This is a genomic window from Zoogloea oleivorans, from assembly GCF_008107625.1.
Taxonomy (GTDB): domain Bacteria; phylum Pseudomonadota; class Gammaproteobacteria; order Burkholderiales; family Rhodocyclaceae; genus Zoogloea; species Zoogloea oleivorans.
On record NZ_SDKK01000040.1, the window covers coordinates 1 to 26,178 of the forward strand.

Genomic DNA, 26,178 nt, shown 5'->3' on the forward strand with positions numbered 1-26,178 from the left:
CAACCCGTGTTGTCGGACTGAAGTCCGACCCACAGAAACCCGATGCGGTGGGAGCGGCTCCTGTGGGTCGGACTTCAGTCCGACTTGTGCCGCTCAACCCGTGTTGTCGGACTGAAGTCCGAGCTACAGAAACCTGACACGGTGGGCGCGGCTACTGTGGGTCGGACTTCAGTCCGACTTGCGCCGCTCAACCCGTGCCGTCGGACTGAAGTCCGACCTACAGAAACCTGACACGGTGGGGACTGCTCCTGTGGGTCGGACTTCAGTCCGACTTGTGCCGCTCAACCCGTGTTGTCGGACTGAAGTCCGACCTACAGAAACCTGACTGCTCATGCGCCGCTTTCCTGCTTTTGACGAACTCATCGCCTCTGCCGCCCTGGCACTGATGACCCTGATCCCGCTGGTGGAGATTGCCTTGCGTCCGCTGCACGGCAAGGGCATCGACAACGCGCCGTTGCTGGTTCAGCACCTGGGGCTGGTGCTGGCCATGTTCGGCGGGGTGCTGGCCGAACGGGGCGGGCATCTGACGGCCCTCGGCAACGGGCTGGCCAATGCGCGCCAGCCGGCGCTGCGGGCGGCCTCGGCGGTGTTTGCCAAGGGCAGCGCGGCGATTCTGTGCGGCATGCTCGCCGCGGCCAGCTGGCGCTTTGTCGCCAGCGAACTCGACGCCGGGCGCGAGCTGGCTTACGGCCTGCCGGTGTGGTGGGTACAGGCCCTGATGCCGGCCGGTTTCCTGATCCTCGGCGCCAGACTCGGCAGCCGCTGCTCGGCACATCTGATTGCCCGCGTCCTGCTGGGCCTGGCGCTGACGGGTGCCGGCTTTTTGTTCGCCTACCATTTCGATGGCAGCACGCTGCCGGTGCTGCCGTTTGCCGTGGGTCTGCTGGCCGCGCTGCTGGCCGGCGCGCCGATCTTCGCGGTACTGGGCGGGCTGGCCCTGGCCCTGTTCTGGTCGGAAGGGCAGCCGCTGGCCTCGGTGCCGCTGAGTCATTACCAGATCACGGTGAACCCGTCGCTGCCGGCCTTGCCGCTGTTCACGCTGGCCGGGCTGGTGTTTGCGCGCAGCGGAGCGGCCAGGCGCCTCGGCACGCTGTTCACCGCCTGCTTCGGTGGCGGCAGCACCGGCACGGCGATTGCCGCGGCGCTGCTGTGTTCCTTCTTCACGGCTTTCACCGGCGGCAGCGGGGTCACCATCCTGGCGCTGGGCGGGCTGCTGCTGCCGCTGCTCAAGGATGCCGGCTTTCCCGAGCGCAAGGGCATCAGCCTGGTGACCAGCGCCAGCGCGCTGGGGGTGTTGCTGGCGCCGTCGGTGCCGCTGATCATGTACGCGATCATCGCCCGCGTGCCGATCAACACCATGTTCCTGGCTGGCTTGGTGCCGGCGCTGGTGATGGTGGTCTTTCTACTGATCGTCGGCGGCTATCTGCGCCGGGGTGATGTGACGGCGCCCCAGGTCGAGCGCCCGAAGGCCGACCTGCGCGTCGCCCTTGGCGCGGCCTGGGCCGCCCGCTGGGAAATCCTCGCCCCGGTGGTGGCCATCGGCTCACTGGTCAGCGGCCTGGCGACGCCCACCGAGAGCGCCGCCCTCACCGCCGCCTACGCGATACTCACCCAGGCCATCGCCCACCGGGAGCTGGACTTTGCCGTGCTGCGCCGCTGCCTGGCCGACTGCGCCCAGGTGATCGGCGGGGTGATGCTGATCCTCGGCATGGCCCTCGGCCTGACCAACTACCTGGTGGATGCGGGCATCCCCGACGCGGCCGTGGAATGGGTGCAGGCGACGCTGCCCAACAAGTTCGCCTTTCTGGTGGCGCTGAACGTGTTCCTGTTCCTGGCCGGGGCGCTGATGGAGATCTACGCCGCCATCGTCGTGCTGGTGCCGCTGCTGCTGCCGGTGGCGCTGAGCTACGGCATCGACCCGGTGCACTTCGGGGTGATCTTTCTGGCGGTGATGGAAATGGGTTTCCTGTGCCCGCCGGCCGGAATGAACATCTTCTTTGCCTCGGCGATGTTCGCCAAACCGATCCGCGAGGTAGCGGTATCGGTACTGCCGGCGTTGCTGGCGATCTTTCTGGGGGCGCTGGCGATTTCGTGGATTCCGGAGTTGGCGACAGGGCTGCCGACACTCCTCGGCCGATAAGCGCAATCAAACCGTGGGTCGGACTGAAGTCCGACCCACGGGCATAGTCCGCGGCCTACTTTTCCCACCTCGCCGCAGCCGAATCGTCGGCATCCCGGGCGTCGACCCAGCGGCCGCCTTCGGGGGTGTCTTCCTTCTTCCAGAAAGGCGCGCGGGTTTTCAGGTAGTCCATGACGAATTCGCAGGCGGCGAAGGCATCGCCCCGATGCGCGCTGGCCACCCCGACGAAGACGATGCGATCGCCCGGCACCAGCCGGCCGAAGCGGTGAATGACGCGCACCCCCTGCAGACGCCAGCGCGCCTGGGCTTCGGTGACGATGGCTTCCAGCGATTTCTCGGTCATGCCGGGGTAGTGCTCGAGGGTCATCGCCGAGACTTCGCTGCCCTCCCCGCTCAGCTTGTCGGCGCGCACGAGGCCGACAAAGGTGGCCACCGCGCCCACGTCCAGGCGACCGGCAGAAAGGGCCTGGGTCTCAACGCCCACATCGAAATCGGCTTCCTGAACGCTTACTGACACATCAACCTCCGGTCACCGGCGGAAAAAAGGCGATCTCGTCCCGATCGGCCACGGCCACTTCGGCGCCGACCATTTCCTGATTGATGGCGGCGCGCACATTGCGACCTTCACCAAGGGATTCCCATACGCCGCCCCGCCTGGCGAGATGGCTGCGCAGATCGCCCAGCGTGGCAACCCCGGCCGGCAGGGTCAGGGTTTCATGGGAATAACCGAGGGTCTCCCGCAGGCTGGCGAAGTAAAGGACTTTGATGCTCATGACAACAACTCGGAATAGGGAATGAACTGGACCTGGTCGCCGGCGACGATGGCCTGACTGGGCGGATTGTTGACGATGCCGTCGGCCCACACGGTGGAGGTCAGCACGCCAGGACCCTGATTGGGGAACAGCGCCACGCGCCCGTCGTCGCCGATGCGGACGCGCAGGAATTCGCGACGGCGATCCGGCTTGGGCCAGTCGAAACCGGCGACAAGCGGAATGGCCTTGGGCAGGCAGTCGGTGACGCCCTGCGCGCGCAGCACAAAGGGCCGCACCAGCAGAATGAAGGTGACGAAACTCGACACCGGATTACCCGGCAATCCGATGAAGGCCGCACCGGGTCCGCCACCTGCATCATTGACGCGACCAAAGGCCACCGGCTTGCCGGGCTTCATGGCCACCAGCCAGGCGTCGAGCCGGCCTTCGGCCTGCACCGCCGGCTTGATGTGATCTTCCTCGCCCACCGACACGCCACCGCTGGTGACGATCAGGTCGTTGCGGCTGGCCGCATCACGCAATGCGGCGCGGGTCGCGTCGAGCTTGTCGGGAACGATGCCCAGATCGTTCACCTCGCAACCGAGGGCTTCGAGCAGGCCGCGCAACACGTAGCGGTTGGAGTTGTAGATGGCACCGGGAGGCAGCGGCTCGCCGGGCATCACCAGTTCGTCACCGGTGGAAAACAGCGCCACCTTGAGGCGCCGGAACACCGGCAGCGTGGCGCAGCCGACCGACGCGGCAAGACCAAGCATTTGCGGATTGAGGCGCACGCCGGCCGACAGAATGGTCTGGCCGAGGGCGATGTCTTCACCGGCGCGGCGTATCCATTCGCCGGGCTTGGGCACATGGTTGATCGTCACGCCGTCGCCGTTCACCTCGCACAACTCCTGCATCACGATGGCATCGGCACCAGCCGGCACCGGCGCGCCGGTGAAGATGCGTGCCACGGTGCCCGGCGCCAGCGTGTGCCCAACACTGCCGGCGGGGATGCGCTGAGCAACGGTCAGGCGCGTGCCGGTGGCGGGCAGTTCGGCAGTGCGCACGGCGTAGCCGTCCATGTAGGAGTTGTCGAGAGGCGGCACGTTGAGGCTGGACACCTGATCGGCAGCCAGCACGCGGCCAAGGGCCTCGGCGGTGGGCACGGATTCGATGCCGGCAAGCGGCACGGCAGCGGCAAGCAAGGCCTCGCGGACTTCTTCGAAGGCACGCAGGGGGTTGGTCATAGAAGCCCTTGATGGATGAGGATGAATTCGGCCACGGCGGCCGCGTCATTAAGATTGAGACAGGGCAAAGGCCCCGGGAGTGCCGCATCCGACGCAATTGCCACGATGGCCGGGTTGTCCGGGTAGAGCAGCGGCCGGCCATGCACCGGGCGATGGACTTCGAGCTTGGGGATGTCCACCGACTTGAAGCCTTCGACCAGCACGATGTCGCAGGGCGACAGGTGGCGCAGCTGGGTGGCGAGGTCAGGCTCGGGCTCATTGCGCATCTCGTGCATCAGCACCCAGCGCTCATCGGAAATCAGCAGGATCTCGCTGGCACCGGCTTCCCGGTGGCGCCACGAATCCTTGCCCGGCTTGTCCACGTCGAAACCGTGGTGGGCGTGCTTGATAACCGACACCTTGAACCCGCGGGCGGTGATTTCGGGGATGACCTGCTCGATCAGCGTGGTCTTGCCCGAACCGGACCAGCCGGCGAAACCGAAAACCTTCATGGCTTCAGCCACCTCCGGAAACCTTGTGAATAAGTGCGTGGAGGCGGCTGCGCTCAACCTCCCCCAGCGCGTCGGGCACCGCCAGGACTGGCGCAAAGCCCCCCCCGGGGGTGCGGAAATTGGTCGTCTGGCCCCGGTACAGGCGGGCGGTGACAAGCTGGACTTCACCCCGATAAACATAGTTGCGCAGGTCCATCTTGAGGTCCACCGGCGCGCCCTCGACCTCCAGCCGCCGCTCGGAGGGCGGCACCAGAGCCTGGGCGATGTAGTCGCCGGCAAGGATCTCCGCGAAGACGCGCTTTGTGAGCTTGTCGCCCCGGTAGGCGCCACGGCTGCCGAAACCCGAAGCCGGCTTGAAGAACAGGCTGCGCCGACGGGCCCAGAAGTCATCGGCCCGCTCTCGGCACACGGCCTCGGTACGCGGCACGCCTTCGGTAACGGTGGCGAGGGTGGCCTCATCCACGCCGAGGCCGCGCAAGGCCGCCGGATCGGACAGCAGCACCAGGTTGCGCTTGTCGGCATACAGGGCGTGAGCGCGGGGGTGCGGCGTGATGACCGCCGAGCCGGCCAACCAGGCGCTGCGCAGGGCGGCACTGGCAGACGCGTCGAAACTGAAATCGGTGAGGCGGTTGTAAACCAGGTCCACCGGCTGGCCATGGAGGCTCAGGCCGGCGTCCGAATGAACCAGCTCGGTCGGATCGCAGATCCACGCAGCAATGCCGTGGCGCTCGAAGAGGCGCTGGAAGAGCAGGAACTCGGGCAGCAGGTACTGGCCTTGCGGGGCTTCATCAACGATAGCAATGGCGCGCAGCGGAGCATCGCCCCGCTCCGCCTGCCACTCGCTGAGGAACATGGCGACAAAGCGCGCCTCCAGATCCTCGGCCGCACCAGGCAGCGCCTCCATCACCGCCTCCACCTCCGGACAGCAGGCCCGCTGGGCACGCCCCAGAATGGCGTTGAGCAAGCCACCGCCGGCGTTGGTATTGATCTCGATGAGGCGCGGCCCGTCGACTCCCAAGTGGAAGTCGTAGCCGAGAAAAACACCCGTCGCTCTGGCCGGCCGCCGCGCCGACTCGGGCGCCCAGTTCAGCACCGTCTCCTGCCAGGCCGGCATGGCGATAACCCGCTCAATTGCCGCGACCACTCCGGTCATGGCTTTCACATGACGAGCCGACACAAAGGCCATCGACTCGGCAAAAAGGTGGGGCCGTGATTCGGCCAGCATGGCCTGCAAGGCACCATCCCGCGGATCGCGGGCCAACGCATCGAGCAAGGCCGGGCGGTCCAGCGAAACGCACTGGCAACCAGCGTTCAGCGCCTCGGCCGTACCGGCGCAATCGCCCGTGGCAAGGACGGAGAGAAATTCGGAAGAGACGTGGTCGGTCGTGGCGGTCACGGGAGCAATCGGGAAGACAGACAGGCTCAGGATTGTAGCAAGCACCCGCAGTGGTGAACTGCGGGAATCAGCATCCCGCACAGATCCGTGCGTGCGGCACACTACTGCATACTGCTCCGGTCTTGAGGGCACCGCGCTCGCGCATCCAGCGCCGCAGCTGGTTGGCGTTGCTCCCATTGGCCAAGGCCACGCCGGCCACCGAGGGGCCGGTTTCGGCGCAGGCTTCGATCAGGGACTGCTTGAACGCCTCGGAGTGGGTGCGACGGGTTTGCCGGGTGCTTACTTTGTTTTTTTGTGGTGTAGACGTAGAAATCCCCCAGACGGTTTGGTCTGGGGGATTTAAGGGTTAGTCTGACGATGACCTACTTTCACGCACGCGTGTGCACTATCATTGGCGCGGTCTCGTTTCACGGTCCTGTTCGGGATGGGAAGGGGTGGTTCCAAGACGCTATGGTCGTCAGACTGTAACTTGTGCCGCTCTGTGCCTTGTGGCGAGAGCGTCAAATGGGAAGAAGTGTTTTGTGTGTTGGGGTGTGTGACTGTATTTTTTCACAAGCCTTGCGAGCGGTCTATCGCGTCTTTGCAAGGTTATAGGATCAAGCCTCACGGGCAATTAGTACTGGTTAGCTTAATGCATTACTGCACTTCCACACCCAGCCTATCAACGTCGTGGTCTTCAACGACCCTTTAGGGGAATCTAGTTCCCAGGGATATCTCATCTTGAGGCGAGTTTCCCGCTTAGATGCTTTCAGCGGTTATCTCTTCCGAATTTAGCTACCCGGCGATGCGACTGGCGTCACAACCGGTACACCAGAGATTCGTCCACTCCGGTCCTCTCGTACTAGGAGCAGGCCCCCTCAAATATCCAGCGCCCACGGCAGATAGGGACCAAACTGTCTCACGACGTTTTAAACCCAGCTCACGTACCACTTTAAATGGCGAACAGCCATACCCTTGGGACCGGCTACAGCCCCAGGATGTGATGAGCCGACATCGAGGTGCCAAACTCCGCCGTCGATGTGAACTCTTGGGCGGAATCAGCCTGTTATCCCCAGAGTACCTTTTATCCGTTGAGCGATGGCCCTTCCATACAGAACCACCGGATCACTATGACCTGCTTTCGCACCTGCTCGACTTGTCGGTCTCGCAGTCAAGCCTTCTTTTGCCATTGCACTATCAGTACGATGTCCGACCGTACCTAGAAGACCTTCGTACTCCTCCGTTACCTTTTGGGAGGAGACCGCCCCAGTCAAACTGCCCACCATGCACGGTCCCCGATCCGGATTACGGACCTAGGTTAGAACCTCAACGACACCAGGGTGGTATTTCAAGGATGGCTCCACCGGAACTAGCGTCCCGGTTTCATCGCCTCCCACCTATCCTACACAAGTCCCGTCAAAGTCCAATGCAAAGCTACAGTAAAGGTTCATGGGGTCTTTCCGTCTAGCCGCGGGGAGATTGCATCTTCACAAACACTTCAACTTCGCTGAGTCTCAGGAGGAGACAGTGTGGCCATCGTTACGCCATTCGTGCAGGTCGGAACTTACCCGACAAGGAATTTCGCTACCTTAGGACCGTTATAGTTACGGCCGCCGTTTACCGGGGCTTCGATCAAGAGCTTGCACCCCATCACTTAACCTTCCGGCACCGGGCAGGCGTCACACCCTATACGTCCACTTTCGTGTTTGCAGAGTGCTGTGTTTTTAATAAACAGTCGCAGCCACCGATTCTCTGCGGCCTCTTCGCCCTTCGGATGTTCTCCTACAAGCTAATGAGGCATACCTTCTCCCGAAGTTACGGTATCAATTTGCCGAGTTCCTTCTCCTGAGTTCTCTCAAGCGCCTTAGTATCTTCTACCTGCCCACCTGTGTCGGTTTGCGGTACGGTCACTCTATGACTGAAGCTTAGAGGCTTTTCCTGGAAGCATGGTATCAATCACTTCACTCTCAAAGAGAGCTCGTCATCACGCCTCAGCTAAGCTCTCCGGATTTGCCTAAAGAGCACGCCTACACGCTTAAACCACCTATTCCAACAGATGGCTGATCTAACCTTCTCCGTCCCCCCATCGCATCATAGAGCGGTACAGGAATATTGACCTGTTTCCCATCGACTACGCATTTCTGCCTCGCCTTAGGGGCCGACTCACCCTGCGCCGATGAACGTTGCGCAGGAAACCTTGGGCTTTCGGCGAGGGTGCTTTTCACACCCTTTATCGCTACTCATGTCAGCATTCGCACTTCTGATATCTCCAGCATCCTTCTCAAGACACCTTCACAGACTTACAGAACGCTCCCCTACCATGCATTAAATGCATCCGCAGCTTCGGTTCATGGCTTGAGCCCCGTTACATCTTCCGCGCAGGACGACTCGACTAGTGAGCTATTACGCTTTCTTTAAAGGGTGGCTGCTTCTAAGCCAACCTCCTAGCTGTCTATGCCTTCCCACCTCGTTTTCCACTTAGCCATGGATTTGGGACCTTAGCTGGCGGTCTGGGTTGTTTCCCTCTTGACAACGGACGTTAGCACCCGCTGTCTGTCTCCCGTGTATCACTTTCCGGTATTCGGAGTTTGCTATCGCGAGGTAGATCGCAATGACCCCCTCAACGATTACAGTGCTCTACCCCCGGAAGTGTTCGCACGAGGCACTACCTAAATAGTTTTCGGGGAGAACCAGCTATTTCCAAGTTTGTTTAGCCTTTCACCCCTATCCACAGCTCATCCCCTAATTTTTCAACATTAGTGGGTTCGGACCTCCAGTGCGTGTTACCGCACCTTCATCCTGGCCATGGATAGATCACTTGGTTTCGGGTCTACGCCCAGCAACTGAATCGCCCTTATCAGACTCGCTTTCGCTACGCCTCCCCTATCCGGTTAAGCTTGCTACTGAACGTAAGTCGCTGACCCATTATACAAAAGGTACGCAGTCACCCCACAAGGAGGCTCCCACTGTTTGTATGCATGCGGTTTCAGGATCTATTTCACTCCCCTCCCGGGGTTCTTTTCGCCTTTCCCTCACGGTACTGGTTCACTATCGGTCGATTACGAGTATTTAGCCTTGGAGGATGGTCCCCCCATCTTCAGACAGGATTTCTCGTGTCCCGCCCTACTTGTCGCACGCTCAGACCCGCCAACTACTTTTCGCATACGGGGCTATCACCCACTATGGCCAGCCTTTCCAGACTGTTCTGCTAAGTAATCGGTTTAGTCGTGCAGGCTCATCCCCGTTCGCTCGCCACTACTTGGGGAATCTCGGTTGATTTCTTTTCCTCGGGGTACTTAGATGTTTCAGTTCTCCCGGTTCGCCTCCACATCCCTATGTATTCAGGATGGGATACCCTTGCGGGTGGGTTTCCCCATTCGGATATCGGGGGATCAAAGCTCCATTGCCAGCTCCCCCCCGCTTTTCGCAGGCTTGCACGTCCTTCATCGCCTGTAATCGCCTAGGCATCCACCACATGCACTTTGTCGCTTGATCCTATAACCTTGCACTCTGTTTCCAGAGAGCGCCGTCATAGACGAACTCGCGCGCTTGTGCGCATCGCCCTGCTGCTGGTTCAAAGCGCAGAACGATACTTAAAATGCAATCACACAACCCATGTAGCCACCCGTCTCATCAACAGGCAACTACACACTTCTTCCAATTTGTTAAAGATCGAACAGCTTGACTGGTAAAAAACCAGAATCAAATAAACCACGGCATCGCCGCAATTCGCTTGATTATGATTTCTTCAGGTCATCAAATGGTGGAGGCAGTCGGGATCGAACCGACGACCCCCGGCTTGCAAAGCCGGTGCTCTCCCAGCTGAGCTATGCCCCCATCTTGATAACCTTGGTGGGTCAGGTAGGAATCGAACCTACGACCCCCGCCTTATCAAGACGGTGCTCTAACCGACTGAGCTACTGACCCCCTGTTTCAACAAGGAGTCAGTCACCATCTTCGAGGAGGTCAGCACCTAGCCAACGACTACTCGCTTCTGACGCCTGACCCCTTCGCTGTTCTTTAAAGACAACCGATAGGTTGTGGATACTTGATCTCGAGGTTTATCTCTAGAAAGGAGGTGATCCAGCCGCACCTTCCGATACGGCTACCTTGTTACGACTTCACCCCAGTCATGAAGCTCACCGTGGTAAGCGCCCTCCTTGCGGTTAAGCTACCTACTTCTGGTAAACCCCACTCCCATGGTGTGACGGGCGGTGTGTACAAGACCCGGGAACGTATTCACCGCAGCATGCTGATCTGCGATTACTAGCGATTCCGACTTCACGGAGTCGAGTTGCAGACTCCGATCCGGACTACGATCGGCTTTCTGGGATTGGCTCCACCTCGCGGCTTGGCAACCCTCTGTACCGACCATTGTATGACGTGTGAAGCCCTACCCATAAGGGCCATGAGGACTTGACGTCATCCCCACCTTCCTCCGGTTTGTCACCGGCAGTCTCGTTAAAGTGCCCAACTTAATGATGGCAATTAGCGACAAGGGTTGCGCTCGTTGCGGGACTTAACCCAACATCTCACGACACGAGCTGACGACAGCCATGCAGCACCTGTGTTCAGGCTCCCTTTCGGGCACTCCTCAATCTCTCAAGGATTCCTGACATGTCAAGGGTAGGTAAGGTTTTTCGCGTTGCATCGAATTAATCCACATCATCCACCGCTTGTGCGGGTCCCCGTCAATTCCTTTGAGTTTTAACCTTGCGGCCGTACTCCCCAGGCGGTCAACTTCACGCGTTAGCTGCGTTACTCAATGAGTCTCCTCACCGAACAACTAGTTGACATCGTTTAGGGCGTGGACTACCAGGGTATCTAATCCTGTTTGCTCCCCACGCTTTCGTGCATGAGCGTCAGTACTGGCCCAGGAGGCTGCCTTCGCCATCGGTGTTCCTCCGCATATCTACGCATTTCACTGCTACACGCGGAATTCCACCTCCCTCTGCCGTACTCTAGTCATACAGTCACAAACGCAGTTCCCAGGTTGAGCCCGGGGATTTCACATCTGTCTTATATAACCGCCTGCGCACGCTTTACGCCCAGTAATTCCGATTAACGCTCGCACCCTACGTATTACCGCGGCTGCTGGCACGTAGTTAGCCGGTGCTTCTTCTTCCGGTACCGTCATCCACGCAGAGTATTAGCCTGCGCGATTTCTTTCCGGCTGAAAGAGCTTTACAACCCGAAGGCCTTCTTCACTCACGCGGCATGGCTGGATCAGGCTTTCGCCCATTGTCCAAAATTCCCCACTGCTGCCTCCCGTAGGAGTCTGGGCCGTGTCTCAGTCCCAGTGTGGCGGATCATCCTCTCAGACCCGCTACGGATCGTCGCCTTGGTGAGCCTTTACCCCACCAACTAGCTAATCCGACATCGGCCGCTCTAATTGCGCGAGGTTCTTACGAATCCCCCGCTTTCCCCCTCAGGGCGTATGCGGTATTAGCGTAACTTTCGCTACGTTATCCCCCACAAATAGGCACGTTCCGATGCATTACTCACCCGTTCGCCACTCGTCAGCGGAGCAAGCTCCCTGTTACCGTTCGACTTGCATGTGTAAAGCATGCCGCCAGCGTTCAATCTGAGCCAGGATCAAACTCTTAAGTTCAATCCAAAAACTCTCTAGAAACCTGCGGTTTCTTCGAGCACTTCAATTTCTTCGTGGCTTCTGGTATAAACCAAAAACCCCTCGAAACCGAGTACCCACACCTATCGGTTGTCACATTTTTAAAGAACTGCTGCAAGAAGCAGCGAAGAGGTGCGCATTATACAGAGCTTTCAGACTCTGTCAAGCTTTCGTGAAATCTTTTTTAAACCCGATTTCCAAAAAACCTGAAACGCCAGCACTGCGATCCTCTGCAGCACTTCCTACTTCACCACCCCGTCCGCGTTTCGTTTCCGGCAACGCTGCAACGAAGAGGCCGCATTATATATAACAATCAAACTCCGTCAACATCATTGCAAAAATAAATTGCGACGCGCGGCAAAAACAGCAAAGAAAACACCACCCGAAATGAAAAAAGGCACCTCGCGGCGCCTTAAGTCATTGATTCTGGTGATATAGACTAAAACAAGCTGTATTGCTAAAGTGTCTTGGTGCCGGGAGGGGGACTCGAACCCCCACACCTTGCGGCGGCGGATTTTGAATCCGCTGCGTCTACCGATTCCGCCATCCCGGCTTGGGAAGCGCTGCATTATCCATGAAACTCTACATTGCTTCAACTCATGCCCTGGACTCTTGACGACTTTAATTACCCGCTCCCCGCGGAGCTGATTGCCCAGGCGCCACTAAAAGGCCGCACCGACAGCCGTCTTCTGCAGCTTGCGCCCGAAATCGCCGATCTGCGTTTTGCCGATATTGCCACCCTGCTAGCCCCTGGCGACCTGCTGGTATTCAACGACACGCGGGTGCTGCACGCACGCCTGTTCGGCACAAAGGACAGTGGCGGCCAGATAGAAGTCATGATCGAGCGCCCGCTCGGCCCCCACGAAGCCCTGGCGCAAGTGCGCGCCAGCAAGTCGCCCAAGCCGGGTACCCGGTTGTGCCTCGAAGGCGCACTGGATGTGGAAGTAATTGGCCGTGTCGGCGAATTCTTCCATTTGCGCTTTCCCGACACCGAAGACCTCATTGTTCTGCTGGAGCGCCACGGCCACCTGCCCCTGCCTCCTTATATAGAGCGTGCGGCAGGCAACGCTGACGAATCCCGCTACCAAACGGTGTTCGCCCGTAATCCGGGCTCGGTCGCGGCACCCACCGCCGGCCTGCATTTTGATGAAACCCTGCTCGCCCTCTTGGCTCAACAAGGTGTAAACAGCGCCTTCATAACGCTTAACGTTGGCGCGGGCACCTTTCAGCCGGTACGCGTGCACGACCTTGCCGAACACAAGATGCACACCGAAACCTACTTTGTGCCACAAGCCACCGTCGATGCCATCGCCGCCACCAAGGCCGCCGGCAAGCGCGTGGTGTGCGTTGGCACAACCAGCATGCGGGCCCTCGAATCGGCGGCACGCCATGACGCACTCAAGGCAGGCGAAGCGGAGAGCGACCTCTTCATCCTGCCTGGCTACCAATTTCAGGTCGCTGACGCGCTGATTACCAACTTCCACCTCCCCAAATCCACGCTGCTGATGCTCGTCTCCGCCTTTGCCGGCATGGACGCCATCCGCAACGCCTACACCCACGCCATCGCCCAACGCTACCGCTTCTTCAGCTACGGCGACGCCATGTTCCTGACCCGAAACTGCGCATGAAATACGAACTCCTCGCCACCGACGGTGCTGCCCGTCGTGGCCACCTGACCCTCAACCACGGCACCGTCGACACGCCGGCCTTCATGCCGGTCGGCACCTACGGCACGGTCAAGGGCATCTCGCCGCAAGACCTGCGCGACATCGGTGCCCAGATCTGCCTCGGCAACACCTTCCACCTGTGGCTGCGCCCGGGCCTCGAAGTCATGGAAGCCTTCGGCGGCCTGCACCAATTCATGGCCTGGGACGGCCCCATCCTCACCGACTCCGGCGGCTTCCAGGTTTTCTCCCTGGGCGCCCTGCGCAAGATCAGTGAAGAAGGCGTGCGTTTCAACTCACCGGTCAATGGCGACAAGCTCTTCCTGACACCTGAAGAATCGATGCGCATCCAGAAGGTGCTCAACTCCGACGTGGTGATGATCTTCGACGAATGTACCCCGCACCCGGCCACCGTCACCGAAGCGGCCGACTCGATGCGCCTGTCCCTGCGCTGGGCCCAGCGTTCGCGGGACGAATTCGACCGGCAGGAAAACAACAACGCCCTGTTCGGCATCGTCCAGGGTGGCATGTACGAAAATCTGCGTGACGAATCCCTCGGCGGGCTGGAGGAAATCGGTTTCCACGGCTACGCCATCGGCGGCCTGTCGGTGGGTGAGCCCAAGGAAGACATGCAGCGCATCCTGCACCACACCGCACCGCGCATGCCCAAAGACAAACCCCGTTACCTGATGGGCGTCGGCACGCCGGAAGACATCGTCTTCGCCGTGCAAGCCGGCATCGACATGTTCGACTGCGTGATGCCGACCCGCAACGCCCGCAACGGCTGGCTGTTCACCCGCCACGGCGACATCAAGATCCGCAACGCACGCCACAAGACCGACACCCGTCCGCTCGACGAATCCTGCGACTGCTACACCTGCCGCAACTTCTCGCGGGGCTACCTGCACCACCTCAACCGCCTCAACGAGATTCTCGGCGCGCGGCTGGCCACCATCCACAACCTGCATTACTACCAGCAACTGATGCGCGACCTGCGCGACGCCATCGCCAGCGGCACCCTTTCCGACTACGTCGCCCGCTTCCATCGCGAGCGCGCCGGACAGGGCGAATAAGGCGCAGGATGGCGGCGGCTTCGCCCCTCAACGGGCGTCCGCTATAATCGCGCCTTTGCCCAGAATCCCCATGCAGGTTTTCCGCGGAATTCCCGAGCGCTCCGAGTACGGCTGCGTGCTCACCATCGGCAACTTCGATGGCGTGCACCGCGGCCATCAGGCGCTGCTCGCGAAACTGGTCGCCAAGTCCCGGGAAACCGGGCTGCCCGCGGCGATGCTCACCTTCGAGCCCCACCCGCGGGAATATTTCACCCACGAAAACCGCCCGACCCGCCTCACCTCCCTGCGCGAGAAAATCCTCCTGCTCGAAGCACAAGGTGTGGATCGCTTGTATATAGGCCGCTTCAACGCCCGCCTCGCCGCCCTGAGTGCCGAGGAGTTCATTGAAGACATGCTCATCCGCGGCCTCGGCGTACGCCATCTGCTGATCGGCGACGACTTCCGCTTCGGCAAGGGCCGCAAGGGCGACTTCGCCATGCTCAAGGCTGCCGGTGAGGTAGCCGGATTCACCGTCGAAGCCATGCACACCCTCGACCACGAGGGCGAACGCGTATCCAGCTCCGCCGTGCGTTGCGCGCTGATCGAAGGTGACATGGCCCACGCCGCCCGCCTGCTCGGCCGCCCCTACAGCATCAGCGGGCGAGTCATGCATGGCGACAAGATCGGCCGCACCATCGGTTTTCCCACCGCCAACATCCAGCTCAAGCACCGCAGCCCGCCGATGATGGGCATCTACACAGTGAGCGTGGACGGCCTCGCCGACCGGCCATGGCCCGGCGTGGCCAGCATTGGCGTGCGCCCAACCATCAATGACGCCGGCCGCCCGACCCTCGAAGTGAACCTCTTCGACTGGAGCGCGGACTGCTACGACGCCCACCTGCGAGTCAACTTTCTCCGCAAGCAACGGGATGAGGAACGCTACGACAGCCTCGAAGCCCTCACCGCCCAGATTGCCCGCGACGCCGAAGAGGCCCGCACCTACTTCGTCCAGAATCCCCTCTGAATTCACAGGCCGCACAAACCATGTCCGAAACCCGCAAGCCCCAGAACCCGCAAGATACGCCGCATCGCAAGACCCTGAACCTGACCGACACCCCCTTCCCCATGCGCGGCGACCTCGCCAAGCGCGAGCCGAACTGGGTGGCGGACTGGCAGCAACGCAAGCTCTACCAGAAGATCCGCAAGGCCGCGGCCGGCCGGCCCAAGTTCATCCTGCACGACGGCCCTCCGTACGCCAACGGCAGCATCCACATCGGCCACGCGCTGAACAAGATCCTCAAGGACATCATCGTCCGCTCCAAGACCCTGGCCGGCTTCGACGCCCCCTACGTGCCGGGCTGGGACTGTCACGGCCTGCCCATCGAGCACAAGATCGAAGTCACCCACGGCAAGGGCCTGCCCGCCGACAAGGTGCGTGAACTCTGCCGCACCTACGCCTTTGATCAAATCGAAGAGCAGAAGAAGGACTTCATCCGCCTCGGCGTGCTGGGCGACTGGGACAACCCGTACCGCACCATGGACTTCGGCAACGAAGCCGGTGAAGTGCGTGCGCTGGCCGAAATGGTCAAGCGCGGCTGGGTCTTCAAGGGGCTCAAGCCGGTCAACTGGTGCTTCGATTGCGGCTCGGCCCTGGCTGAGGCAGAAGTGGAATATCAGGACAAGGGCAGCCCGGCTGTGGACGTCGGCTTCCCCTGCGCCGAACCCGACAAGCTCGCCGCCGCCTTCGGCCTGTCGGCGCTCCCCGCCGGCAAGGATGCCTGGGCCGTGATCTGGACCACCACCCCGTGGACCATCCCCGCCAACCAAGCCCTCAACGCCCACCCCGAGCACGAATACGCGCTGGTCGACACACCCCGCGGCCTGCTCGTGCTGGCCACCGAACTGGTCGAAACCAGCCTCAAGCGCTTCGACCTTGAAGGCACCATCGTCGCCCGCGCAGTCGGCGCCAAGCTCGAAAAGATCAACTTCCGCCACCCGTTCTACGATCGCCTGTCGCCCGTTTTCATCGCCGACTACGTGGGCCTCGACGCCGGTACCGGCATCGTCCACTCGGCGCCGGCCTATGGCCTGGAAGACTTCAACTCCTGCAAGGCCAACGGCTTCACCAACGACGACATCCTCACCCCGGTGCAGAGCAACGGCGTGTATGCCGAGTCCCTGCCCTTCTTCGGCGGCCTGCATATCTGGAAGGCCAACCCGATCGTCGTCGAAAAGCTGCAGGAAGTGGGCGCCCTCTTCTCCCACGAGAAGATCACCCACAGCTACATGCACTGCTGGCGTCACAAGACCCCGCTGATCTACCGGGCCACCGCCCAGTGGTTCGTCGGCATGGACCTCAAGCCGAACAACGGCCCGAGCCTGCGCGAGCTCGCCCTTGGCGGCGTTGAGGCCACCGAGTTTTTCCCGTCCTGGGGTCAGGCGCGGCTCCACGCCATGATCGCCAACCGGCCCGACTGGTGCATCTCGCGCCAGCGCAACTGGGGCGTACCGATTCCCTTCTTCCTCGACAAGACCACCGGCGAGCTGCATCCGCGCACCGTCGAGCTAATGGAAGAAGTCGCCCAGCGCATCGAAAAGGAAGGCATCGCCGCCTGGTTCAAGCTCGACCCGGCCGAACTGCTCGGCGAAGAAGCCAGCCAGTACGACAAGATCAGCGACACCCTCGACGTCTGGTTCGACTCCGGCACGACCCACTGGCATGTGCTGCGTGGCTCCCACCCGGCCGGCCACGCGACCGGCCCGCGTGCCGACCTGTACCTGGAAGGCTCCGACCAGCACCGCGGCTGGTTTCATTCGTCGCTGCTCACCGGCTGCGCCATTGACGGCCACCCGCCCTACAAGGCGCTGCTCACCCACGGTTTCGCCGTGGATGGCACCGGCCGCAAGATGAGCAAGTCGCTGGGCAACGTGGTCGTACCGCAGGAAGTCACCGGCAAGCTCGGCGCCGACATCCTGCGCCTGTGGGTCGCCTCCACCGATTACTCGGGCGAGCTGTCGATCTCCAAAGAGATCCTCGATCGCGTCGTCGAAACCTACCGCCGCCTGCGCAACACCCTGCGCTTCCTGCTCGCCAACACTTCCGACTTCGACCCGACCGCCGACATGCTGCCGGTTTCCGAGTGGCTGGAGATCGACCGCTACGCCCTGGCCCTGACCCGCAAGCTGCAAACCCAGGCCGAGGCCGACTACGGCAGCTACGAGTTCCATCGCATCGTCCAGGCCCTGCAAAACTTCGCCTCCGAAGACCTCGGCGCCGTGTACCTGGACATCCTCAAGGATCGCCTCTACACCACCCAGGCCAAGTCCGTCGCCCGCCGCTCGGCCCAGAGCGCCCTGTGGCACGTACTGCAATCCGTCGTGACGCTGATGGCCCCGATCCTGTCCTTCACCGCCGAGGAAATCTGGCTGCTGCTGGGCAAGGACGCAGATGACAGCGTGATGTTCCACGCCTTCCACAGCCTGCCGGCGCAAGACGGCGAAGAAGCCCTGCTCGAACGCTGGAGCGCCATCCGCACCCTGCGTGCCGACGTGCAAAAGGTCATCGAAGCCGTACGTACCGAAGGCAAGGTCGGCTCGTCCCTGCAGGCCGAAGTCGAAATCCGCCTCGCCGGCGACAAATTCGACCTCCTCGCCAGCCTCGCCGACGACCTGCGCTTCGTGCTGATCTGCTCAAAGACCACGCTGGTCAAGGTTGGTAGCGAAGCGGACGAAACCATCCTCGTCACCCCGTCGGCCCACAAGAAGTGCGAGCGCTGCTGGCACTACCGGGACGACGTCGGTCACGATGCCGCCCACCCGGAACTTTGCGGTCGTTGCACGTCAAACCTGTACGGCACCGGCGAAGCCCGCTCGGCGGCCTGAGTCCTTTTCACCTCACAGGAACCCAGCCCTTGAAACTACGCCTCGGCAACTGGATCGGCCTTTCAGCCATCATCGTACTGGTGGACCAATGGACCAAGCACCTCGTCCGCGGCGCCCTGCGCAACGGCGAGGTGATCCACGTCACCGACTACTTCGACCTGGTTCTGGCCTTCAACCCGGGGGCTGCGTTCAGCTTCCTGGCAGATCAGGGCGGCTGGCAGCGCTGGTTCTTCGTCGCTCTGGCCGCCGGCATCTGTGGCTGGCTGCTGCGCCTCCTGGCGCGTCATCAGCATGAACTGCTGCAGCCGCTGTCGTTCGCCCTGATCATTGGCGGAGCCATCGGCAATGTCATCGACCGCTTCGTCTTCGGCGCCGTGGTCGACTTCCTGTATTTCCACGTCGGCCGCTACGGCTGGCCAGCCTTCAACGTGGCGGATTCCGCCATTTGCGTGGGCGTCGTATTGATGTTCATCGCCCAGTTGCGCGAATCCCGTCACGCCGCCCCTGCCCAAGAGAAACTCTCATGACCCAGATCGTCCAGCCCGACAGCCTCCTGACCCTGCACTACCGCATCACCCTCGACAACGGTCAGGCGCTGATCAGCACCTTCGAATCCCAGCCCGCCACCCTGCAACTTGGCAAGGGCGACATCGCCCCGACGCTGGAGCGCTGCCTCGCCGGCATCACCGTGGGCGAGCGTCACAACTTCCTGCTCGAACCCGAAAACGCCTTCGGCGTGCATCGCGAAGACCTGATCGAGAAGGTTCGCCTCGAAGACTTCCCGAGCAACACCGAAGTCGCCCCGATGGTCATCATGGAATTCACCGCACCGGACGGCACCCGCTACCCCGGCCTGATCCGCGAAGTCCTCGACACCCACGCGGTGATCGACTTCAACCATCCGCTGGCCGGCAAGGCCATCCGCTTCGAAGTCGAAGTCATCGGCATCAACTGAGCCGCAACCCGAGGTATTCCATGGAAGTCCTGCTCGCCAATCCCCGCGGTTTCTGCGCCGGCGTGGAACGGGCCATCGAGATCGTCGAGCGGGCCCTGGCCCAGTTCGGCGCGCCCATCTACGTGCGCCATGAAGTCGTGCACAACCGCTTCGTGGTCGAAGGCCTGCGCGCCAAGGGCGCCATCTTCATCGAAGAGCTGTCCGACGTGCCCGCCGGCAACACCGTCATTTTCAGTGCCCACGGCGTGTCCCAGCTGGTGCGCAGCGAAGCGGAGGCCCGCGGTCTGCGCGTCTTTGACGCCACCTGCCCGCTGGTCACCAAGGTTCACCTCGAAGTCGCCCGCATGCGCGACCAGGGCCGCGAACTGATCATGATCGGCCACAAGGGTCATCCGGAAGTGGAAGGCACCATGGGCCAGGTAAAGGACGGCATCTACCTGGTGGAAAGCGCCACCGACGTGGCCGGCCTGCAGGTGAAGAACCCCGACATGCTCGCCTACGTCACTCAAACCACCCTATCGGTGGACGACGCCGGCGCCATCGTCACGGCCCTGCGCGAACGCTTCCCGTCCATCGTCGGCCCCAAGAAGGACGACATCTGTTACGCCACCCAGAACCGCCAGGATGCCGTGAAGTTCATGGCCCCCCAGTCGGATCTCGTGCTGGTCGTCGGCTCGGTCAACAGCTCCAACTCCAATCGCCTGCGCGAAGTGGCCGAACTGCTGAAGGTTCCGGCCTACCTGATCGACAACGCAGAGGCCATCGACCCGGCGTGGATCGTCGGCAAGCAGCGCATTGGCGTCACGGCTGGCGCTTCGGCACCCGAAGTGCTGGTGAATTCGGTGATCACCCGCCTCAAGGAACTGGGTGCGGCGTCCGTAAGAGCCCTGGAAGGTGTTCCTGAAAAAGTGACTTTCCCCCTGCCCCGGGAATTGCAGACCCCCGCGAACTGAGCGGAAAGTCGCTTCCATCGGAGCGACTTTCCCTTCCCTCACTCTCCGGTTCCGCTCTCCCATGCCCTACGTTCAACGTGATTTCGCCGGCCAGGTCGTGGCCCTCTTCTCCACGACGGGGCCCGGCCACCAAGAAGAACTCCCCTCCGGCCACCCCGATCTGGCCTCCCTCACTGGCAGCGGCGAGTTCACCCGCCTCGACGCCGAACTGATCCGGGTCATCGAAGACGTGGTGGACGTGCTGATCGACCGTGGACTGCTGCGCCTCACCGACCTCCCTGCGGAAGCCCAGCGCAAGCTCATGACCCGCAAAGGCGCCCGTGCCCGCCTTCGCCACGGTCTCGATCTGCTCGGCCCCGACGACGTTATCTAAGCGCCGCCACACTTTCCAGCCTGGCCTGCCTGAAGGCTCAAGTTCCCCCTGCCGCACCCGTTATCCATACAATCGAAACGGTTGCCCGCCCGGCGGGGGCCGTATCCGGACGGGTTATAAGCTGTCCGGCCGTGAAATGACCACGAAACGATTGTGCCGATGACCGACGCTGCACCCTCTGCCGCCCCGTCCGCCGCCCGCTCCGGGCCGGCCGCCACCGACAACAACTGGCACCCGGGCGAAGCCGCCACCCATGAAGATCCCCTGCTTGACGCGCTGGTCATCCTGACCCAGCTCCACGGCAACCCGTTCACCGCAGCGGCTCTCTCTGCCGGCCTGCCGCTGGTGGATAACCGCCTGACCCCGTCACTGTTGCCCCGCGCGGCGACCCGCGCCGGGCTGACCGCCCGAATCGTGCGCAAGCCCGCCGCCGAGATCAGTCCGGGCCTGCTGCCGGCAATCCTGCTTCTCCATGACCGCCGCGCCTGCGTCATGCTCGAACGCCTGCCCAACGGCGGTGCCCGGGTACGTTTCCCCGAAGCCGGCGAATCCGCCGACGAGCTCAGCGCCGACGAACTCGCCGTGCTGTACACCGGCCTCATCTGCTTCGTCCGCCCGCGCTTCCGCTTTGAAGCCCGGGCGCCGCAGGTCAAGGCCCTCAAGGCTAACCACTGGTTCTGGGGCACCGTCTTTGAAAACTGGCGTCTCTACCGGGACACCCTGCTGGCAGCGCTGATCGTCAACCTGTTCGCCCTCGCCATTCCCATGTTCTCCATGACGGTGTACGACCGGGTGGTGCCCAACCACGCGGTCGAAACCCTGTGGGTACTGGCCATCGGCGCCATCCTGGTGCTCGGCTTCGACTTCATGCTGCGCACCCTCCGGGCCTACATCGTCGACACCGCAGGCAAGCGCATCGACGTACAACTCTCGGCGCGCATCATGGAACGCGTCCTCGGCCTGCGCATGGACGCCCGTCCGGCCTCGGTAGGCTCCTTCGCGGCCAACCTGCGGGCCTTCGAAGGCGTGCGTGACTTTATCGCCTCAGCTACCGTCACCACGCTGATCGACCTGCCCTTTGTCCTGCTCTTTCTCCTCGTCATGGTGTGGATCTCCCCATGGCTGCTGCTGCCGCCGCTGGTCGGCATGCTGCTGGTGCTGTTCGTCACCCTCGTGTCCCAGGACAAGATGCACGAACTCACCGAAACCACCTACCGGGCCAGCGCCCAGCGCAATGCCACGTTGGTCGAAAGCCTGGTCGGCCTCGAAACCCTCAAGACCCTCAGTGCAGAAAGCCTCGTTCAGCGCCAGTGGGAACGAGCCACGCTGTTCATCGCCCAGGTCAGCGGGCGCCTCAAGCTGCTCTCGGCAGGCACGGTGAACTTCGCCCAGCTCATGCAACAGCTGGTGAATATTGCGGTGATCATCGTCGGCGTCTATGAACTCTCGGCGGGCAACATGTCGATGGGCGGCATCATCGCCGCCTCGATGCTCTCGGGCCGGGCCATGGCGCCTCTGGGTCAGGTAGCGGGGCTGATGATGCAGTACCAAAGTGCCCGCACCTCCCTGGCGTCGGTCAATACGCACATGGAACTGCCGGTCGAGCGGCCCGAAGGCGCGAGCTTCGTGCATCGGGCCACTTTTTCAGGTGAAATCGAGTTCAAGGACGTGAGCTTTTGTTATCCCGGCCGCGACGAGGCGGTGCTGAAGAAAGTCAGCTTCAAGCTCAAGGCCGGCGAGAAAGTCGGCATCATCGGACGCATCGGCTCCGGCAAGACCACCATCGAAAAGCTGGTCCTCGGCCTCTACCAGCCCACCGAAGGTTCCGTCTTCGTCGACGGCATCGACGCCCGCCAGATCGACCCTGCCGAGCTGCGCCGTGCCATCGGCTTCGTGCCCCAGGACGTGACCCTGTTCTACGGTACGCTCAAGCACAACATTGCCATGGGTGCCCCCTTCGCCGACGACAGCGCCATCCTCGCCGCCGCCGAGCTGGCTGGCGTCAAGGAGTTTGCCGACACCCACCCGCAGGGCTTCGAAATGCCCATTGGCGAGCGTGGCGAATCGCTCTCCGGCGGCCAGCGCCAGGCCGTGGCCATTGCCCGCGCCATGCTCAACGACCCGCCCATCCTGTTGCTGGATGAACCCTCCAGCAGCATGGACCACCAGAGCGAGGAAGGCCTCAAGCAGCGCCTGCGCCGCTTTGCCGCCACCAAGACGATCATCCTCGTCACCCACCGCACCTCCCTGCTTGATCTGGTCGACCGCCTGATCGTCCTCGATCAGGGCCGCATCGTTGCCGACGGGCCCAAGGCCCAGGTGGTGGAGGCCCTCCAGCAGGGCCGTATCGGACGGGCCGGGTGAACATCATGAAAGCACTCCTGAACCGCCTCCTGGCCATTTTTCAACCCGCCTACAACGTCGTCTATCAACGCGCCTCACGCACTTTCGACCGTGTCCTCGACGGCGCCGAGAAGCGCGAGATTCACGACGACACCGACTACCTGGCCGACGCCGAGTGGGCCATGGCCGAGCAAAAGCTGCGCGGCAGCCGCATCGCCGTGTGGTCCACCTTCATTGCCGTCATTGTTCTGCTGGGGTGGGCCGCCTTCGCCCAACTCGACGAAGTGACCCGCGGCGAAGGCAAGGTCATCCCGTCCCGCCAGGTGCAGGTAATGCAGAGCCTCGACGGCGGCATCGTTTCCGAAATCCTCGTCAAGGAAGGCCAGCAGGTCAAAACCGGCCAGCTTCTGCTCAAGGTGGACCCGACCCGTTTCGTGTCCTCCCTGCGCGAGAACCGCGCCCAGTACATCGCTCTCCTCGCCAGAGCGGCCCGCCTTACCGCCGTAGCCAGCGGCAAGCCTTTCGTGCCGCCACCGGAGCTGATCAAGGAAGCGCCAGATCTGGTCGAACAGGAACGCAGCGCTTACGAAAACAAGCGCATGGAACTGAACGCCACCGTCGGCGTGGCCACTCAGCAACTGTCCCAGCGCCGCAACGAGCTCAACGAACTGATCGCCAAGCGCGAACAGGCCACGCAAAGCTACACCCTCACCGCCCGCGAACTCGAAGTCACCCGTCCCCTCGCCAAGACCGGCGCCGTGTCAGAAGTGGAGCTCCTGCGCCTGGAACGGGACGTGGCCCGCTACCGGGGCGAACGGGATGCCTCCGGCGCCCAGATCCCGCGCATCCAGGCCGCCATCTCGGAGGCCCAGCGCAAGATCGAGGAAGTTGAGCTGACCATGCGCAACCAGGCCCGCAGCGAGCTTTCCGAAACCAACGCCAAGCTCTCTGCACTGTCCGCCGGCAGTGAAGGCCTGGCCGACCGGGTCAAGCAGGCCGAAATTCGCGCACCGATGAACGGCACCGTGAAGCAGCTGTTTGCCAACACCGTGGGTGGCGTGGTCCAGCCCGGCAAGGAGATCATCGAGATCGTGCCGAGCGACGACGCCCTCATGCTGGAAGCCCGTGTGCAGCCCAAGGATATCGGCTTCCTGCGCCCCGGCCAGCCGGCGCTGGTGAAATTTACCGCCTACGACTTCTCCATCTATGGCGGCCTCGAAGCCACCCTCGAACATATCGGTGCCGACACCATCACCGATGAAAAGGGCAACGCCTTCTACATCGTGCGAGTGCGCACCAAGCGCGCCACCATCGGTGATGCCGCCATGCCGATCATCCCCGGCATGGTCGCCGAGGTCGACATCCTCACCGGCAAGAAATCCCTCCTCAGCTACATGATGAAACCTGTCCTGCGAGCCAAGGCCAACGCCCTCACCGAGCGGTGAAACGAACGCCGACACGAACCTCCATGCGTATTCCGGAACCCATCCTGATCCTGACCGACGACGACCTGCTCGCCGAACGCTGGAAAGCCCTTGCCCCCGCCGTCATCCGGGCCCGCGAAGTCGAAGCCCTCGACACCTGGCACAAAGCCGGCCACCGGCTGGTCGTCACCGACCTGAGCCGTCCCCGGATCGGCAGCAAGACCCTATGGACGGAAGCGGCCTGGCTGCGCAATGCAGGCGGACTCGCCATCCTGGCCGCCTCGTCGCGGCCGGATGACGACGAAGGCCTCGCCGCGCTCAAGGCGGGCGCCTGCGGTTACTGCCACAGCCACGCTCCGATCGATACCCTGCGCCAGGCGCTGGAAGTCATCGAGAGTGGCGAACTGTGGGTCGGCCGCGCCCTGCTCTCCCGCCTCTTGCGCCTGGTGGATACCCGCCTGCCCCGGGCCGGGCTGGCCGACTGGGCCACGCCGCTCACCGAACGCGAGCGGGAGGTCGCCCATCACGCCGCCATCGGCGAAAGCAACCCTGGCATAGCCGACGCCCTCGGCATCACCGAGCGCACCGTCAAAGCCCACCTCAAGGCCGTCTTCGAAAAACTGCAGGTCGCCGACCGCCTGCAACTTGCCCTGCGGGTGCACGGCGTCCGCTGATCCGGCAAACGTGCGTGGCATCCGTCACGCACCCTGTCCTTGTGGACAATAGCGGAGCCTTGCCCTGTGCCGTAGATTCCGGAGCATCTGAACAACCCCGTCTACGGAGACCGTCATGGCCACCCCTGCAGCCCCCCTGAACGCCACCACCAACGCCATCGCCAAGGGCACCGTCGTTTTCGTGCAGGGGGAGGCCTATGTGCGGGATGCCAGCGGCAAGCTCAGCGTCATCAAGCCGGGCGACATCGTCGTCGAAGGTCAGGAGATCATCACCAAGGCCGGCGCCATCGTGGAATTCGAGCTGCCCACCGGCGTCAAGGTCAGCGTCGGCCCCGATCGCCAGTTGCTGCTGAATGACGAGCTGTTCGCCACCACCGCCCCCGAGCGCAGCGAAAACGTCATTTCGAGCCTGGGAGGCACGGACGCCGAAAAAGTCATCCAGGCCCTCAACGACGGCAAGGATCCGTTCGCCGACCTCGACGACACGGCCGCCGGCCTTGCCGGTGGCGGCATCGGCGACCAGACCCACGACTTCGTGCGCCTGGTCCGCGTCCTCGAAAACGTCACGCCCGTCTCCTACAACTACACCAGCAGCACCGACGGCATCGACTTCCTGCCGGCCGGGTCGACCACCCTCCCCGTCAATACCCCGCCGACGGCCACCGCCGACACCAACCTGCAGGGCACCGAAGACCAGCCGCTCAACGTTGACGTCCTGGCCAACGACAGCGACCCGGAAAACGACCCCCTCGTTGTCGTCAGCGCCAGCGCCCTCAACGGCCAGGTCACCGTCAACCCGGACGGCAGCCTGCGTTATGTCCCGAAGGCCGACTTCAACGGCACCGACACGGTCACCTACACTATCAGCGACGGCAAGGGCGGCACCTCCACCGCCACTGCGACGATCAACGTCGCGGCGGTCAACGACGCTCCGGTGGCCATTGCTGATACGAGCAGCACGCCGGAAGACACCCCGGTCACCTTCACCGTGCTCGGCAACGACAGCGATCCCGATGGTGACCCCCTGACCGTCAGCTCGGCAAGCGTCGACCCGACCAAGGGCACAGTCACCATCAATCCGGACGGCACACTGACCTTCACCCCGGCGCCCAACGTCAATGGGCCGGTCACCGTCACTTACACCATCTCCGACGGAAACGGCGGCACAGCAACCACCACCGCGATCATCACCGTCACCCCGCTCGCCGACACTGCAATCCTCGGCACCGG

General features: G+C 62.5%; 19 protein-coding genes, 3 tRNA genes and 3 rRNA genes. 13 read left to right on the forward strand and 12 right to left on the reverse strand.

Going from position 1 to position 26,178, the window contains the following annotated elements:
• Positions 1 to 331: 331 nt before the first annotated feature.
• Positions 332 to 2,140, forward strand: coding sequence for a TRAP transporter large permease (locus tag ETQ85_RS24115; RefSeq protein WP_148581563.1), 1,809 nt, complete (start codon positions 332 to 334; stop codon positions 2,138 to 2,140).
• A 55-nt stretch (positions 2,141 to 2,195) separates the two neighbouring features.
• Here ETQ85_RS24115 and moaE read toward each other — a convergent pair whose 3' ends face one another.
• The 12 genes from moaE to ETQ85_RS24175 form a co-directional block, all read right to left on the reverse strand.
• Positions 2,196 to 2,657, reverse strand: a complete 462-nt coding sequence (moaE, locus tag ETQ85_RS24120) for a molybdopterin synthase catalytic subunit MoaE (protein WP_148581564.1) — start codon at positions 2,655 to 2,657, stop codon at positions 2,196 to 2,198.
• Between the two features lies 1 nt (position 2,658).
• Positions 2,659 to 2,913 (reverse strand): molybdopterin converting factor subunit 1, encoded by a 255-nt coding sequence (moaD, locus tag ETQ85_RS24125; protein ID WP_148581565.1) that lies wholly within the window; start codon positions 2,911 to 2,913, stop codon positions 2,659 to 2,661.
• Complete coding sequence (locus ETQ85_RS24130) at positions 2,910 to 4,133, reverse strand: molybdopterin molybdotransferase MoeA (protein WP_148581566.1); 1,224 nt, start codon at positions 4,131 to 4,133, stop codon at positions 2,910 to 2,912. Before ETQ85_RS24130 ends, moaD begins: the two co-directional genes overlap by 4 nt.
• Positions 4,130 to 4,624, reverse strand: coding sequence for a molybdopterin-guanine dinucleotide biosynthesis protein B (mobB, locus tag ETQ85_RS24135; RefSeq protein WP_246128890.1), 495 nt, complete (start codon positions 4,622 to 4,624; stop codon positions 4,130 to 4,132). The genes ETQ85_RS24130 and mobB overlap by 4 nt, the downstream gene beginning before the upstream one ends.
• A 4-nt stretch (positions 4,625 to 4,628) precedes the next feature.
• Positions 4,629 to 6,020, reverse strand: a complete 1,392-nt coding sequence (locus ETQ85_RS24140; protein ID WP_246128891.1) for an ATP-grasp domain-containing protein — start codon at positions 6,018 to 6,020, stop codon at positions 4,629 to 4,631.
• Between the two features lie 67 nt (positions 6,021 to 6,087).
• Positions 6,088 to 6,333: a transposase gene (locus tag ETQ85_RS24145; RefSeq protein WP_148581581.1), complete on the reverse strand. Its 246-nt coding sequence runs from the start codon at positions 6,331 to 6,333 to the stop codon at positions 6,088 to 6,090.
• 36 nt (positions 6,334 to 6,369) lie between these two features.
• Positions 6,370 to 6,482 (reverse strand): 5S ribosomal RNA (rrf, locus tag ETQ85_RS24150).
• Between the two features lie 130 nt (positions 6,483 to 6,612).
• A 23S ribosomal RNA gene (locus tag ETQ85_RS24155) occupies positions 6,613 to 9,494 on the reverse strand.
• A 266-nt stretch (positions 9,495 to 9,760) separates the two neighbouring features.
• Positions 9,761 to 9,836: transfer RNA gene (locus ETQ85_RS24160), tRNA-Ala, on the reverse strand.
• Positions 9,837 to 9,849: 13 nt separating this feature from the next.
• Positions 9,850 to 9,926, reverse strand: a tRNA-Ile gene (locus tag ETQ85_RS24165).
• Positions 9,927 to 10,070: 144 nt separating this feature from the next.
• A 16S ribosomal RNA gene (locus tag ETQ85_RS24170) occupies positions 10,071 to 11,610 on the reverse strand.
• The 16S, 23S and 5S rRNA genes sit together here with 3 tRNA genes alongside, the layout of an rRNA operon.
• 486 nt (positions 11,611 to 12,096) lie before the next feature.
• A tRNA-Leu gene (locus ETQ85_RS24175) sits at positions 12,097 to 12,181 on the reverse strand.
• A 46-nt stretch (positions 12,182 to 12,227) separates the two neighbouring features.
• Between ETQ85_RS24175 and queA the strand changes: the two genes are divergently transcribed.
• The 12 genes from queA to ETQ85_RS26420 form a co-directional block, all read left to right on the forward strand.
• Entirely contained in the window at positions 12,228 to 13,256 is a 1,029-nt protein-coding gene (gene queA / locus ETQ85_RS24180) for a tRNA preQ1(34) S-adenosylmethionine ribosyltransferase-isomerase QueA (RefSeq protein WP_148581568.1), read from the forward strand.
• Complete coding sequence (gene tgt / locus ETQ85_RS24185) at positions 13,253 to 14,365, forward strand: tRNA guanosine(34) transglycosylase Tgt (RefSeq protein WP_148581569.1); 1,113 nt, start codon at positions 13,253 to 13,255, stop codon at positions 14,363 to 14,365. Before queA ends, tgt begins: the two co-directional genes overlap by 4 nt.
• Before the next feature lie 70 nt (positions 14,366 to 14,435).
• Positions 14,436 to 15,368: a bifunctional riboflavin kinase/FAD synthetase gene (locus ETQ85_RS24190; protein WP_148581570.1), complete on the forward strand. Its 933-nt coding sequence runs from the start codon at positions 14,436 to 14,438 to the stop codon at positions 15,366 to 15,368.
• Positions 15,369 to 15,388: 20 nt separating this feature from the next.
• The gene (gene ileS, locus ETQ85_RS24195; RefSeq protein ID WP_148581571.1) at positions 15,389 to 18,226 is read left to right on the forward strand and encodes an isoleucine--tRNA ligase; all 2,838 of its coding nucleotides are present in this window, start codon (positions 15,389 to 15,391) and stop codon (positions 18,224 to 18,226) included.
• A 29-nt stretch (positions 18,227 to 18,255) separates the two neighbouring features.
• Positions 18,256 to 18,753: a signal peptidase II gene (gene lspA, locus ETQ85_RS24200; protein WP_148581572.1), complete on the forward strand. Its 498-nt coding sequence runs from the start codon at positions 18,256 to 18,258 to the stop codon at positions 18,751 to 18,753.
• Positions 18,750 to 19,181: an FKBP-type peptidyl-prolyl cis-trans isomerase gene (locus ETQ85_RS24205; RefSeq protein ID WP_148581573.1), complete on the forward strand. Its 432-nt coding sequence runs from the start codon at positions 18,750 to 18,752 to the stop codon at positions 19,179 to 19,181. The genes lspA and ETQ85_RS24205 overlap by 4 nt, the downstream gene beginning before the upstream one ends.
• A 20-nt stretch (positions 19,182 to 19,201) precedes the next feature.
• Positions 19,202 to 20,134 (forward strand): 4-hydroxy-3-methylbut-2-enyl diphosphate reductase, encoded by a 933-nt coding sequence (gene ispH, locus ETQ85_RS24210; RefSeq protein ID WP_148581574.1) that lies wholly within the window; start codon positions 19,202 to 19,204, stop codon positions 20,132 to 20,134.
• Between the two features lie 61 nt (positions 20,135 to 20,195).
• Positions 20,196 to 20,507, forward strand: coding sequence for a hypothetical protein (locus tag ETQ85_RS24215; protein WP_222862292.1), 312 nt, complete (start codon positions 20,196 to 20,198; stop codon positions 20,505 to 20,507).
• 159 nt (positions 20,508 to 20,666) lie between these two features.
• On the forward strand, positions 20,667 to 22,871 hold the full coding sequence (locus ETQ85_RS24220; RefSeq protein WP_148581575.1) for a type I secretion system permease/ATPase: 2,205 nt from the start codon (positions 20,667 to 20,669) through the stop codon (positions 22,869 to 22,871).
• A 5-nt stretch (positions 22,872 to 22,876) separates the two neighbouring features.
• Positions 22,877 to 24,295 (forward strand): HlyD family type I secretion periplasmic adaptor subunit, encoded by a 1,419-nt coding sequence (locus ETQ85_RS24225; RefSeq protein ID WP_148581576.1) that lies wholly within the window; start codon positions 22,877 to 22,879, stop codon positions 24,293 to 24,295.
• Between the two features lie 23 nt (positions 24,296 to 24,318).
• Positions 24,319 to 24,948: a response regulator transcription factor gene (locus tag ETQ85_RS24230; RefSeq protein ID WP_148581577.1), complete on the forward strand. Its 630-nt coding sequence runs from the start codon at positions 24,319 to 24,321 to the stop codon at positions 24,946 to 24,948.
• Between the two features lie 115 nt (positions 24,949 to 25,063).
• A partial coding sequence (locus tag ETQ85_RS26420) for a retention module-containing protein (protein WP_187394849.1) occupies positions 25,064 to 26,178 on the forward strand: 1,115 nt, incomplete at its 3' end.

What these genes read in the sequence shown, in the direction of transcription:
- queA (WP_148581568.1), top strand. Translation starts at nt 12,228, where the DNA reads ATGCCCTGGACTCTTGACGACTTTAATTACCCGCTCCCCGCGGAGCTG.
- ETQ85_RS24215 (WP_222862292.1), top strand. Translation starts at nt 20,196, where the DNA reads ATGCCCTACGTTCAACGTGATTTCGCCGGCCAGGTCGTGGCCCTCTTC.
- ETQ85_RS24190 (WP_148581570.1), top strand. Translation starts at nt 14,436, where the DNA reads ATGCAGGTTTTCCGCGGAATTCCCGAGCGCTCCGAGTACGGCTGCGTG.
- ETQ85_RS24130 (WP_148581566.1), bottom strand. Translation starts at nt 4,133, where the DNA reads ATGACCAACCCCCTGCGTGCCTTCGAAGAAGTCCGCGAGGCCTTGCTT.
- moaD (WP_148581565.1), bottom strand. Translation starts at nt 2,913, where the DNA reads ATGAGCATCAAAGTCCTTTACTTCGCCAGCCTGCGGGAGACCCTCGGT.
- tgt (WP_148581569.1), top strand. Translation starts at nt 13,253, where the DNA reads ATGAAATACGAACTCCTCGCCACCGACGGTGCTGCCCGTCGTGGCCAC.
- ETQ85_RS24230 (WP_148581577.1), top strand. Translation starts at nt 24,319, where the DNA reads ATGCGTATTCCGGAACCCATCCTGATCCTGACCGACGACGACCTGCTC.
- ETQ85_RS24225 (WP_148581576.1), top strand. Translation starts at nt 22,877, where the DNA reads ATGAAAGCACTCCTGAACCGCCTCCTGGCCATTTTTCAACCCGCCTAC.
- ispH (WP_148581574.1), top strand. Translation starts at nt 19,202, where the DNA reads ATGGAAGTCCTGCTCGCCAATCCCCGCGGTTTCTGCGCCGGCGTGGAA.
- ileS (WP_148581571.1), top strand. Translation starts at nt 15,389, where the DNA reads ATGTCCGAAACCCGCAAGCCCCAGAACCCGCAAGATACGCCGCATCGC.
- ETQ85_RS24220 (WP_148581575.1), top strand. Translation starts at nt 20,667, where the DNA reads ATGACCGACGCTGCACCCTCTGCCGCCCCGTCCGCCGCCCGCTCCGGG.
- mobB (WP_246128890.1), bottom strand. Translation starts at nt 4,624, where the DNA reads ATGAAGGTTTTCGGTTTCGCCGGCTGGTCCGGTTCGGGCAAGACCACG.
- ETQ85_RS24115 (WP_148581563.1), top strand. Translation starts at nt 332, where the DNA reads ATGCGCCGCTTTCCTGCTTTTGACGAACTCATCGCCTCTGCCGCCCTG.
- ETQ85_RS24205 (WP_148581573.1), top strand. Translation starts at nt 18,750, where the DNA reads ATGACCCAGATCGTCCAGCCCGACAGCCTCCTGACCCTGCACTACCGC.